The 11,867-nt window shown below is 41.8% G+C and carries 13 protein-coding genes; 1 reads left to right on the forward strand and 12 read right to left on the reverse strand.

What is annotated here, in order from left to right:
- Positions 1-12: 12 nt before the first annotated feature.
- From B5F71_RS01770 to B5F71_RS01820, 12 genes are all read right to left on the reverse strand, one after another.
- A complete protein-coding gene (locus B5F71_RS01770) occupies positions 13-1,038 on the reverse strand; it encodes a BF3164 family lipoprotein (RefSeq protein WP_087207351.1) in 1,026 nt (341 codons plus the stop codon).
- 77 nt (positions 1,039-1,115) lie between these two features.
- Positions 1,116-1,370: an NVEALA domain-containing protein gene (locus B5F71_RS01775; protein WP_087251518.1), complete on the reverse strand. Its 255-nt coding sequence runs from the start codon at positions 1,368-1,370 to the stop codon at positions 1,116-1,118.
- A gap of 149 nt (positions 1,371-1,519) precedes the next feature.
- Positions 1,520-3,427: a discoidin domain-containing protein gene (locus B5F71_RS01780; RefSeq protein ID WP_087207355.1), complete on the reverse strand. Its 1,908-nt coding sequence runs from the start codon at positions 3,425-3,427 to the stop codon at positions 1,520-1,522.
- 149 nt (positions 3,428-3,576) lie between these two features.
- On the reverse strand, positions 3,577-4,731 hold the full coding sequence (locus B5F71_RS01785; RefSeq protein ID WP_087207357.1) for a 6-bladed beta-propeller: 1,155 nt from the start codon (positions 4,729-4,731) through the stop codon (positions 3,577-3,579).
- Between the two features lie 74 nt (positions 4,732-4,805).
- The gene (locus B5F71_RS01790) at positions 4,806-5,069 is read right to left on the reverse strand and encodes an NVEALA domain-containing protein (protein ID WP_087207358.1); all 264 of its coding nucleotides are present in this window, start codon (positions 5,067-5,069) and stop codon (positions 4,806-4,808) included.
- Between the two features lie 73 nt (positions 5,070-5,142).
- The gene (locus B5F71_RS01795; protein ID WP_158098022.1) at positions 5,143-6,237 is read right to left on the reverse strand and encodes a 6-bladed beta-propeller; all 1,095 of its coding nucleotides are present in this window, start codon (positions 6,235-6,237) and stop codon (positions 5,143-5,145) included.
- A gap of 77 nt (positions 6,238-6,314) precedes the next feature.
- Positions 6,315-6,557 (reverse strand): NVEALA domain-containing protein, encoded by a 243-nt coding sequence (locus B5F71_RS19745; protein ID WP_140400224.1) that lies wholly within the window; start codon positions 6,555-6,557, stop codon positions 6,315-6,317.
- Between the two features lie 241 nt (positions 6,558-6,798).
- Positions 6,799-7,851 (reverse strand): BF3164 family lipoprotein, encoded by a 1,053-nt coding sequence (locus tag B5F71_RS01805; RefSeq protein ID WP_158098023.1) that lies wholly within the window; start codon positions 7,849-7,851, stop codon positions 6,799-6,801.
- A 70-nt stretch (positions 7,852-7,921) separates the two neighbouring features.
- Complete coding sequence (locus tag B5F71_RS20080) at positions 7,922-8,146, reverse strand: hypothetical protein (protein ID WP_140400209.1); 225 nt, start codon at positions 8,144-8,146, stop codon at positions 7,922-7,924.
- A gap of 3 nt (positions 8,147-8,149) precedes the next feature.
- Complete coding sequence (locus B5F71_RS01810; protein ID WP_087207366.1) at positions 8,150-8,341, reverse strand: hypothetical protein; 192 nt, start codon at positions 8,339-8,341, stop codon at positions 8,150-8,152.
- 18 nt (positions 8,342-8,359) lie between these two features.
- Positions 8,360-8,731 (reverse strand): DUF3244 domain-containing protein, encoded by a 372-nt coding sequence (locus B5F71_RS01815; RefSeq protein ID WP_140400210.1) that lies wholly within the window; start codon positions 8,729-8,731, stop codon positions 8,360-8,362.
- A gap of 96 nt (positions 8,732-8,827) precedes the next feature.
- On the reverse strand, positions 8,828-10,459 hold the full coding sequence (locus B5F71_RS01820; protein ID WP_087207369.1) for a hypothetical protein: 1,632 nt from the start codon (positions 10,457-10,459) through the stop codon (positions 8,828-8,830).
- A 385-nt stretch (positions 10,460-10,844) separates the two neighbouring features.
- Between B5F71_RS01820 and B5F71_RS01825 the strand changes: the two genes are divergently transcribed.
- Positions 10,845-11,687: a DUF3737 family protein gene (locus tag B5F71_RS01825; protein WP_013619161.1), complete on the forward strand. Its 843-nt coding sequence runs from the start codon at positions 10,845-10,847 to the stop codon at positions 11,685-11,687.
- Positions 11,688-11,867: the final 180 nt, after the last annotated feature.

The raw sequence follows: 11,867 nt of genomic DNA on the forward strand, positions 1-11,867 counted from the left end.
TTTCTACCTTTTTTATATTGCGAATGGATAATACCCTACTTCATACTCCCCTGTATCAGGATTACGGGAAATGGCATAAATACGGTTCTGTTTCCGTTCTACACACATAAAAACATTCAACCGATCAGTTTCCAGACATTTCACCTTTTCACCTTTTGTCGTCAAAATGAAAATATGCGAAGCGAGAAAGGTCTCTTCCGGATATTCTTTCAAGGTACGACCGGAAAACAACAGATAAACGAAGTCATTATCCAAATCGGCAGAACTGACTCCGCATGGCGTATTCTCCGTAACAACATCCTCGGCATGTTCTATCGGCATGTATTCGACAAAACGTTGTTTCCACGCATCCCCTGAACGGGCATACAGTTCATAATAATAACCGGTTGGAGAATGATAAAGCAACAGGTTACGGTCTGCATTTATCTGCAAAACCCCTTGAAACAAATAAAATGGAGAACTGCTCATTGTTAGGTCTTTCGGGTAATTTCCCCAATAGGTCACCGTATCTTTTCCGATGCAATAATATTTACCTTGATTACTGTCGCCAAGGCCGATATAAGTGCTGTCCTCCAAATAATAACAATACTGCAATCCTTTTGCTTTTTGAACTGCCAATTCATTATAAAAAAATGAATGCACAGGTATAAACGAACGGCTTTTCAAAATACTGTCTACGTTATATATCAAGACTTTCCCGTTTGACATATCAATCACCTGAAACTCTTTTTCATTAATCTTATCCGTAAACTGTCCGTATAAAACCTCATCCGGACCTGTCCCTTTCTTACCGCCGGAAATCTGCACATCAGGCGAACTGATAGAAAATAGCGTGTAAGTATTTCCTTCTACCGGATCGTGTACCAACAATAAGGAATCAAACACTTCTATTGCGGTTGGTTTAAATAGAAAATCACTTTTAACTGGATGAAAACTGACTTGCTCTACCGTACGGAAACCATGCTTCGACATAGGGGATTCTTCCCGCCCGCAACTGAACAAAAACAATAAAGCCAATAATATAACTGAAATCCTCATAACTGAAAATATTTATATTAAATAAGAAGCAGCGCACTTTAGATGATACCTAAATGCACTACTTCAACAAATGCCGCTTATAAAGTGTTAGTCTTATAATAACCTCTACCTGGATGCAAACCGTTACAATAGCAGGACCGCATCAGGTCTGATACGCAATAAAACAATATATCACCCGTTACTGAAACACATTCAAATTGTGCCAACGCTTCCACATTCTCCAATGCTAAATCAGACAAAACTTCTACTTTCTGTGACTGACTATAAGTAGTATAAGCTGAAGCTACGGCTACCGCCGCGATAAACGTAATTTTTAAAATAAGCTTTTTCATCTTTTGTTTATTTTTTAATGATTGATATTCTGTTTGATTTTTCGTCTGCAAAGCCGCAAATCCCCGATTTGCTTGTCTCCTGTTTTTCTTCTTAACTTTGCATCGGCTTAACCTCCTTTCGTTTTATGGGTGGAATGGAAACATGCCAATTACCACCACACTTGTTTCCCTCCTTCATACGTAAAAATCCGTTCTTCTTTGCCTTTACTTAAATTGCGGAGCAACAGCAAGGCGTTCTCCGGTACATTATCATATACTAAACATTGCCGTTCGCCATCGCCTGTCTTCTGCCCTAACGACCGCCAGCCTTTATCCCAATAAAACAGTTCGTACAGTTCGCCCTCGCGGATAAAATTATCATCGTTGCGAGGAAGATAGACCAGCTTTGACAACTCAACGGCTTTACCTAAATCCAGCCCCAACCAAGCGTCTTTTTGCTTGCCGTCTGTACGCGAACAACTCAATACATTTCCGTCAAAAGCCATTCCCATTGCCTGCATCACATCATCCGGTTCTTTCGGATGGAAATTGCCGATAATCTTTCCCTTTACCTGCTTTCCCTGTTTGTCATACAACCTAATTTCAGCTATATTCCCTCCGGTTTTTGCAACAGGGATGAATTTCATATAGCGGTATGGCTTTCCCAATACCACCGTCTGAAAATTGCATTCTGCCAACGTATCAACCCGTATCGTGTCTGCCCGGCGGAACGAAGCGTCACGGCTGAACACAAACCTGCTCCCAGCAAAATTATTCAGCCAAATCCGAGGGAACAAATCCATGAATTTGCGATACAGCTTTACCGACCGCAGCCGTGCCGTATCAGGCTTCAATACATGCAACCCTCCATCCTCATCCACTTTTATGGGATAGTAAGCCGATGCCGTAGACCCTTCTGAATAATACATCGGGAGGTACACCGCTCCTGGTGCCATCCGCTCGAAACGATAGCCTTTCCCTCTCCGTTTGCCATACGCCACGATTTTCCAATTCTGCGCATCGAACACGCCCAAGTAAGCGTAACGGGGAGCATGTGCCTGCGGGAAGCAATCGGGCAAGTTCACGTCAACGGTCTGGATATACTGGTCGGTCACATCCACGATATGAGGGTCGCTGAACAAAGCGGGCACATTCTCTTCATCCTTTATCAGTCCTCCCGTTTCGCCAAACAACTGCCGATAAGCTTTCGAAAGATGATAAGAGTTATGAGCGATGTGTTGTCCGAATGCAACTGCAGACCCCGGCATAATAGGATACGTTTTTCCTTCGGATATAATAGAAAGCCAGTTGTGCCCCATGGCATGATTGGTCCAATTAGGCGTAAAGTCGCAAGCCACCGGCACGCCAATGCTGCGGTACAGATAAGCGCCCATTGCCACAAAAGAAGGACACGATCCATAACGCAAATGCAGCAACGAAGAGGGGCGAAGGTCGGGCACGTAGGAAGGAGTAAAATAGCGGTTCCCTATAATCCGGCGCATAATCACTTCATACACTGAATCTACTTGTTGATGTAACAAAGGCTGCACCAACGGAGCATACGTTTCCTTGTACAAATCGCGCCACAGTTCCAACCGTTCATGTCCTACCCGATAAGGCAAGATGTATTCGCAAAACTCATCAAAGGTCAAGTCTTTCGCCCACGGTGACTTCCAAGCCTCGAAGGCGGCATCGATATGGCTGATCAGGAAATCGGAGCGCACCGCTTTCAAGTCGGGCGTACGTTTTATTCCCGCAAACCGCTGAGGCGTATAAATAGAGTCATAAATCACTTTCAGCGCAGAAACGGCAACATTTGTGTCCCGCTGCAGGCTGTCGGTCAATTCGTAATACGTGTCCATATACGGACAGTCTGCCGTATAGTGCCTCTTCATGTTCCGTATCAGGAATTTAGCTGCCTCTTGCTTTTCCGGCTCACCGGCATAATGGGTTATCACGGCTTCCAGCTGGCTCCGGTTTTCCCCGCTCAGTTCCAGCGACGTGTCCAGGACACGGTCGCATCCGACAGACAGCCATGCCGCTGCTACCCACACACATGTTTTCAGTAACGTTTTCATTCGATTCTTCTTAAACATCTTTTCCATTTCATTTATCCGTATACGGGTCGACCTACTTCCATATCCATACCGTCTTGACCGCAATATAACACTCTGGGAGTAAACCTCAATTGACGTAATTCATATATTTATCAACATGCATTTTTCATTCATTTTTTATCCTGCAATTTAAAATCATAAAACAAAAGCACAGGATTACTCTCTTCTCCCATCCCAGAAGCAATCTTATCAAGCAACTTGCTATTCGAGCCGTATTTTTTATATAAAAAAAGCATTTCTTCCGGATATACCAAACTCAACATCTGAACGGAAGTTTGATCTGTCTCGTAAGCAACCATACGTATGGGAAGTTTATACTTATCCAAATTAAAACTACCACAAAACAAAATAGATCCATCTTTTGAGAAAATCAAATACCTCCGAGGATTATCTGCATAATAGAATGAGCAACACATATAATTATCCCATTTATAAAAAGCGAAAATAGAAGGAGTTAATTCCTTTGCTAATTTTAAAGCTTTGGATGCCGACATACTCAGTTCGATTTTCTGTTTATTCAATGCTACAGACAAATAAGGATTAAGCACCCCGTCTTTGGGGTTTACAACATAGATTGTATCATTGAACGGAAAAAAAGTAAAAATAGAATCTTTATAATGGTAAAAAGCATTATACCCCTCACCAAATGAATAAGCCTTACCTTGAATATTTTTATTAAAAGGTATATCTTGATATAATAATTCCCCTTCACGACACACAACATAACTGTTATAAGACTTACCACTGCCATTATCAGCACGACCTAATCCTAAATTCAAAGCATAATCTCCATTAGACAAAACCAATAGACCTTCCGCTTTCGGGATTCTTTCTCTGCCACAATACCGGTCTGTCAAATCATACTTTAAGACATATCCGTCAAATTCACCCATCAGATATAACGTATCTCCTTTTATATCGAAATCCCCCAATCCTACATATTCTCCCGGTCCTTGTCCTAAATGTGCATATTGACGGATGTAATTCCCTATGGAGTCGAAAACCACAATCTTATCATCTTTTCCATCCAACACATAGATTTTACCATCATACATCTTTATTTTTTTCGCTTTACCAATCAAAGATGAATCGGTAGTTTCAAGCGTAATGTAGTGACTGAATTGGAAAAAAGAATCAAATTGACCGGTATCATCATTTCTCATTCCGTCTACCGAAACCATATTCAAACCTAAACGCTGCCCCTCCTGCTTATGGCATCCGGCAAGTACACTTAAAAGCAATACGATAAAAAAATACTTACTCATAACCCTTTTACAATTTTACAAAGAGATCCTTATCCTGTAAATACATAATAAGGATCGCTTATTCTAATTTCTATTTAACAATCAAGAGAGCCTTTACCTTCACAAACAGTTATAACTACTTTTTTATAAGTTCCCGATGCATCATCCCAAATTTCCGTAATATCCTGCTTCTGCCTCTCATATTTCATTCCTTGAGATTCACTTTGTGCCAACGCTTCCACATTTTCCAATGCCAAGTCAGACAATGCTTCCGTTTTCTGTGACTGGCTATAAGCAGTATAGCCTGCCGCTACGGCTACCGCTGCAATAAATGTTATTTTTAAGATATTTCGTTTCATAACTGTATTGTTTTTTAATTGATTAGTACTTCATTTACTTTTCTCTGCGAAGCCGCAAATCCTCGATTTGCTTTTAGTTAAATTGCATATCCTTGCATACTGCTTCTAACAGACTAAAATTATTCTCTCCATCGCCCTTATCCGGCACTTGGAACAGCAAAACCGAATCATTATCACTTTCACAACAAGTCAATGTAGCAAGAAAACGGTTGTCATCCGTTTCGCAAATGTCATTGTCTATCGCAGAGAAAGGAATTGTATGGCATTTATCTGAAGAACAAAAAGACAATCCGTATTCCATACCCGGAGCTATCCATTCAAAAACCGCTCCTCCCCGAACCGTACGCACGACCGAAAGCATTACATAATTCTCCATCAGCTTTTTATCTTGCTCCAAATATCCATACTTGTCATAATAATCACGGCTGACTTGAAGAGTCAAGACATTGCCTTCCGCCGGTAATATCGGCTGCAAGCTGCAAGCATCGGCATCAGGGTCGTATACTATCGCTTCAAGCGTATTGCCTAACTGATAGCATATCTTTCCACGGCAAAAAAAGAACTGATTAAACTTATGGATTGAATTTGCCAAATCTTTCTTAAAGTAACGAAAGCGTTCTTTCCCTGTCAAATCGCAAACATGAAACACTTCATCGCCCGAATCGACAAAAAGCAACGTACTGTCATTCACATATTGAAACTGATGTACATAAGAACCAGACAAAACACCTCGTATAAAAGCACCCGATAATGCATCGTACACTTTTATGCCACCAGCACCTGATAACCACAATTCGGTTTTCCCCTCTGAAGAGCTGACTACATCAAAGTCGGAAATGTCAATGTAATCTTCCGGACCACTGCCACGCTTATCAAAACGGCTGATAAAATGTCCGTCATTGTCAAAACTTAAAATTGTGTTTTCCGATTCAATATAAAATGACGAATCCCGTTGAAGCACCTTATTTCCGCGTCCTCCTATCAGCGAAGAATCATTCGTTTCCAAAGGTATCAGCCTATATTCAGCAAACAATGATGACAATTTCACTTTTTCCTGCGACAAATCTGTATATCCTTGCACAGGATAAAGAGCCTCCATTGGCTGGGGAGACCGCGAACAAGAAGCAAAAGCCAATAACATTAAACAATAATACCCAATACGTTTCATACAATTCATAGATAAGTTGAAAGAGGATGCACACTAAAAATGATTGCATATTCCAATATGCATCCTCGTATTTACCATCAAGCTACAGATCCGCAAGAACAAACACTTCCATCACCACCTTGGATACAATAATGCACAGTGCAACCATATTCATCTTTCACTCTTTTCCATCTGCATTCAGAACCGCCTTCCCCATTCGCCAACGCTTCCACATTGGCAAGAGCCAAGTCTGACATCACTTCTTTATCCTGTGCCTGATAAGCCGTTACTCCGGCAACTCCCCAACAGCCTACGGGCTTACCGCTTTCACGGTCCATCATCAGGACAGCATCTTCACCCGTATGCTGGAACAAGAGCAGCTTGTCTTTCACTACCGCAAGATTCAACGGATTAGACATAACCAAGTCGTAAGCGTATGGGTGAGCCTCAATGGGGGTTCCTTCGCCAATATCCAGCAACCTCCCCGATGTTTCCCAGAAAGAACAGCCGAAGAGCAGCCATGATAAAATGATTATTCCAAGTATCTGTTTCATTTCTATTTAATCAGAGAAACAACCATTTTTACTTAGACAAATCAATTTTAACCAATGTCGGTTCATTATCTTTAGCTACCGCATATATCATTTCATCTGAATCGGAGACACAAAATGTAGACAAAGCTTTGTCCGATACATATTTACGAACTGGATTACCTTTCCAATCCACTTGATAAATGACATTGCCAGTAAACGCATCAGCTTGATAGTCTTTCATACTTTTACCAGAATACAACAAATACACATAGTTATCAGTAGCGTATGCATAAATAAAACCAACAGGCCTGCTTGCATCAAGTGGTGCAGAACGAGATATCTCGGTTTCTTCCGTGCGATATACCGGATAGCTACCTATCCAGCGATATTGTTCTACAATCTTATCCTTCTCTATAGTATACAACATAAATATAGGAGAAGTATTCATGGCAAACACAAATTTATCTAACGATGGAGCCGAACGTAATGTACCTTGATACGCCATGCCTCTTAACCGATTACTAATTCGACGTTCACGACTGTCACGGTACGGATACTCGTAAAAGAAATCCGTCAGATTTTCTCGTAATAAAGAAAACATTGTATTTTCATAAAATCCCAATCCTATAAAACTTCCGTATTTCGTTGGTAACATATCAATGCTATTCAGGCTGTCTTTTTTCAATACTACATAATCCTTAATACCTTGCTTAACATTCCGGACATCAATCCGGCTCAAAGCATGGCGGTAAAAATCATAAGTACAGATACTAGAATCACTAGCCATTCTATGTAGTGAAGCCACTTGTAAAAACTCATTATTCCCCTGCCCTCTTGTACCAAAACGATACACACAATTCCTTTCAGCCAAATCAACCATAACGAAAAGACTATCACCCAAATCGTCATATATAAACACACATGAATCAGCGTATTCAATAAAAAAAGGGCGTCCTAAAAGCAAATCCGATTTTATACAATTATCAACTATCACTTTACGCACATTCCTAAAAGAAGAATCAAAAGCAGAAAAGCCATCTTGCTCTTGTTTACACCCACCAAAGCTCAAACACAACAATAAACCATATATAATCCGTTTCATGACGAATTCACGTTTTAAAGAGTCAGGAAATGAATAAAACAAAGCCTTACACATTTCCTGACAATAAAAATTAAAATAAAGGAACACCTCTAAGAAATAGCCCATCAGATTCTACAACACAAATAGAACTTGTTACCATACAAAATGGTCCAACTATGATTTCTGGAACAGCGAGCGCTTCCACATTCTGTAGAAGTAACAGTTCTTCTTTTGCATTCTGCTTAGATGACGTTGTTACAAATCCCCAACTAACAATAAACAACAAAGATATTAATACACAACCTACTCTTTTCATAGTTTACAAATATTTTATAGCATTTTTTCCTGTACAACCACCCCATCCCCAGTCTTTACATATACCTGGAGCATAGATAGCACAATCTGAACAATCACCATCACTTTCTCCTCTAGCCAGTGCTTCTACATTATCAGATTCTTGACAGGCTGCCAGCAAAGACAGCAACAGTAAGAATATACCTGTTTTCTTCATAGCTTTGGTAACATTTGGTTACAAACGGAAAGTACCTGTATAAACCGTTCCGTCTATTTCTATCCGCAACTGATACGTACCTACCGGCATACCGCCAAGGTCTACCGTCACGCTTTGCGTATGGAAATAGGCCCGTTGATAAACCATCGTTCCATTCATCTGACGCATAATCGAAACCACCGCTTCTCTGCTTTCGGGCATCGAAACAGACAATTTTGATTGGTCAAGGAATGCACGAGGTTCTTCCATTAATGAACTGGGTTTTGGACGCCCTTCTCCATTTCCTATGCTTTGCTGTAATTTTATTTCTGTATTCGTATTAGTGATTTGAGCAATACAGAAAGAAACCGTCATTAGCATACACAATAAAGCAATCAGTTTTGTTTTCATAAGTATTTCATTTTTTGTTTCCACAAAATTCTGAAAATTGATAAAAACAGCCAAATATTTTGCGTGACAATTTCCGTTACAGCGTTACAACGAGCGTTACACTTCTTCTGTATCTTGCTGGTTTATAGAGGAATGAAAGAAAAGCCCGAATGTCTCTTTTGATAGTTTCTCTTTCAGGCGGTGCTTGCAGGTACGCAGGGCGTTCTCCTTACGTCCGGTGCACGAGGCTATCAGGCTGGTAGGATAATCCATGAAAGAAAGCAGGCAAAACAGCAAATCGGCTTCGGTGATTTGGGGATATTCCACTTGCAGCCGTTTCACTGGTTCATCAAACAAGGCAAGGGTTTCTTTTTGGAATGCTTCCTGTTCTTTTTTCGAGAAAGGTTTGCCGTTGCCTTTCTGTATGGCATGGATTCGCTTTTGCCATGCCGTTTGTTGAAACTGCCCGATAAGTGTTTGCGTTTCTATGGCTGCTATCTCTTGGCGCATCGTTTTCCATGCTTCAGGGTTCCGCCGGTTCTGTTCAGCTACATATTCTTTGATTGCCGCCAATCGGTCTGTGACTAACTGTTTCTCTAATAGCAAGTAGCGGCGTTCCCGATGCTTGATGAAAAGGAAAATGCCGATGCCGCATAACAGAAGCGTGATGAAGATACCTACACATAAGTAAATGGTGTTTTCACGTCGGTTAGCCTCCGCCTTTTGGCGGCTCATTTGTTGCAGATATTGTTCGGTCAGTCTCCCTATTTTATCGGTTTGCCGCAAGGCATAAAGCGAATCTTTATAAATATGGAAAGAATCGACATAGACGAAAGCCAAAGCCGGGTGTTCTTTCCGATGCAACTGTAACAGGTTATAAAATGCCATAGTCCGGGTGATGATTTGCGGATCTTTTGTTGCTTTGAGGAAATAGAAAGAAGCCGAATCGACATTACCTTCTTCTTTGAAAAGCACAGCTTTGTTGTAAAAATCATTGCCGTAAGTATCAACTATTTCCTGCAGGTAAACTTTAGCCTGTTGACGATTGCCGGTCAAACGGGCATGCAGGCACAATTGCCTGATGATATACCTTTCGTAGGATTTATTTTCTAATTGGCGGGCGAACGAAATGGCTTCCTGATAATAATGGTAAGCACTGTCGTATCGATTCAGCAACATAAAGATGTCTCCCAAGCTGTACGCGGTGATGTAACAATCCAACGTATCAGAATGTGTGTCTACATACTTCTGCATTTCCCGGTAATGTAACAAGGCTTGTGAGTAGCAGTCAGTTTTGTGATATAAGTACCCCAAGTCGTAGTTCACCAACATCCGTGTACGGTCTTGCGTTTGTGAGGGCAAAGCGGCAAGTGCCTGCAGATTGACCTTCAGGGCAAGGGTGTCGTTGCCTTGCTGCTGGTAGATGCGTCCCAAGAGGAAATAGCTTTTGGCAAGCGGGATGCCGGGAGCCTGTTTGCTGTAATAGCCGAGGGCAATCTTTATCAACGAATCGTTCGTTCCTATCCGGCCCTGTTTGTTCAAGGCTTCGGTATAGAGCAAGGCATAGTCTGCCCGCGCCTTTCCTTGTAAACAGTCGGGGCGGGCTATCTGCCCGAGCAGGTCCATTACCGAATCAGGTTGTGCGGTATGTAGGGAGGCCTCGTGCAGCAAAGCCCAATCGTTCTTACCTCCTCCTTGGCGGCAGGAACAAAACAACAGACAGAAGAAAATCAGTATCACGTGTTTCATGCCTACAAAGATACAAAATAAATAAGTTTGTTTCAGCAGATGCGAATCAATGTATGATTAAAAGGCTCAGTATCTGTCTCAGGCTGTCTTACTTTTACGTTCTCCATATCAAAACCGTACGGTTTCCATATCGAAAACGTACGGTTTCCAATTGGAGAACGTACGGTTTTGATATGGAAACCATAAAAGGATGCTCTCTGGATTGATAATACAACCCGATTAGAGACTTAAACTTTGCGTGGTATGAAATTGTGCATGGTATCATATCAAAATTCTCTGTCCTTTCTGTAATCGAGGTAGTATCATCTGTAATTCATTTACAAAAGAATGGGAAGAATGTTGTAATTTTGCACCCGAAGAAAAACAACCAAATAACAAATATACTATGCAGCTGATTAAAGACAAAGAATTCGGGGGCGAACGCCCGCTGTTCGCCTCGCACGACCTTCACTTGGATAACGTGACCATCCGCGAAGGAGAATCGGGCATCAAAGAGTGCAGCAACATCGTAGCAACCAATTGCCGTTTCGAGGGGAATTATCCATTCTGGCACGTACACGGTTTTACCATTGACAATTGTTACTTTGCCGTAGGCGGACGCTCGGCATTGTGGTATTCCGACCATTTAATCATGAAAGATACCGTAATCGACGCCCCGAAGATGTTCCGTGAAATGAACGACATTGAGATAGAAAACGTACAGATGAACGATGCCGACGAAGTGTTCTGGCGGTGCAACCGCATCCGCGTGAAGAACCTCCGCCTGCACGACGGTACCTATCCGTTCATGTTCAGCAACGATATTTATGTGGACGGGCTGGAAAGCGACAGCAAGTATGTATTCCAATACGTGAAGAACGTGGAAATCCATAACGCGAAGATTACGACGAAGGACGCTTTCTGGGAAGTGGAGAACGTAACGATTTACGATTCGGAACTGAACGGTGAGTATCTGGGCTGGCACTCGAAGAACCTGCGCCTGGTTAATTGCCACATCTCCGGCGAACAGCCTTTGTGTTATGCCGAAGACCTGGTGCTGGAGAACTGTACTTTCGACCCGTCCTGCGACCGCGCCTTCGAATATTCTACCCTGAACGCCGACATCCGCGGGGCGATCACCAACATCAAGAACCCGATGTCAGGACGCATCATAGCAGACAGTATCGGCTCCATCACACTGGATGAAAACATCAAAGCTCCAGCCGATTGCGTGATAGAAACAAGGTAATAAAGAATTTTCACCACAGATTACACAGATTGATAAAATCATTTCCTCCGTATAATGGAATAATTATTTTTTTAGAAGCTGTTTTGAATTTATCGTGCGATGATTTGGGATGAGTTTTTGAGGCATTTTCGCTTCTGTGATGAGGAAGATAGCGGGCTATCTGACGAAGAACAGAAGCGG

This window comes from Bacteroides sp. An269 (assembly GCF_002159755.1).
In the GTDB taxonomy this organism is placed as follows: domain Bacteria; phylum Bacteroidota; class Bacteroidia; order Bacteroidales; family Bacteroidaceae; genus Phocaeicola; species Phocaeicola intestinalis.

What these genes read in the sequence shown, in the direction of transcription:
- B5F71_RS01770 (WP_087207351.1), bottom strand. Translation starts at nt 1,038, where the DNA reads ATGAGGATTTCAGTTATATTATTGGCTTTATTGTTTTTGTTCAGTTGC.
- B5F71_RS01775 (WP_087251518.1), bottom strand. Translation starts at nt 1,370, where the DNA reads ATGAAAAAGCTTATTTTAAAAATTACGTTTATCGCGGCGGTAGCCGTA.
- B5F71_RS01780 (WP_087207355.1), bottom strand. Translation starts at nt 3,427, where the DNA reads ATGAAAACGTTACTGAAAACATGTGTGTGGGTAGCAGCGGCATGGCTG.
- B5F71_RS01785 (WP_087207357.1), bottom strand. Translation starts at nt 4,731, where the DNA reads ATGAGTAAGTATTTTTTTATCGTATTGCTTTTAAGTGTACTTGCCGGA.
- B5F71_RS01790 (WP_087207358.1), bottom strand. Translation starts at nt 5,069, where the DNA reads ATGAAACGAAATATCTTAAAAATAACATTTATTGCAGCGGTAGCCGTA.
- B5F71_RS01795 (WP_158098022.1), bottom strand. Translation starts at nt 6,237, where the DNA reads ATGAAACGTATTGGGTATTATTGTTTAATGTTATTGGCTTTTGCTTCT.
- B5F71_RS19745 (WP_140400224.1), bottom strand. Translation starts at nt 6,557, where the DNA reads ATGATGGACCGTGAAAGCGGTAAGCCCGTAGGCTGTTGGGGAGTTGCC.
- B5F71_RS01805 (WP_158098023.1), bottom strand. Translation starts at nt 7,851, where the DNA reads ATGAAACGGATTATATATGGTTTATTGTTGTGTTTGAGCTTTGGTGGG.
- B5F71_RS20080 (WP_140400209.1), bottom strand. Translation starts at nt 8,146, where the DNA reads ATGAAAAGAGTAGGTTGTGTATTAATATCTTTGTTGTTTATTGTTAGT.
- B5F71_RS01810 (WP_087207366.1), bottom strand. Translation starts at nt 8,341, where the DNA reads ATGAAGAAAACAGGTATATTCTTACTGTTGCTGTCTTTGCTGGCAGCC.
- B5F71_RS01815 (WP_140400210.1), bottom strand. Translation starts at nt 8,731, where the DNA reads ATGAAAACAAAACTGATTGCTTTATTGTGTATGCTAATGACGGTTTCT.
- B5F71_RS01820 (WP_087207369.1), bottom strand. Translation starts at nt 10,459, where the DNA reads ATGAAACACGTGATACTGATTTTCTTCTGTCTGTTGTTTTGTTCCTGC.
- B5F71_RS01825 (WP_013619161.1), top strand. Translation starts at nt 10,845, where the DNA reads ATGCAGCTGATTAAAGACAAAGAATTCGGGGGCGAACGCCCGCTGTTC.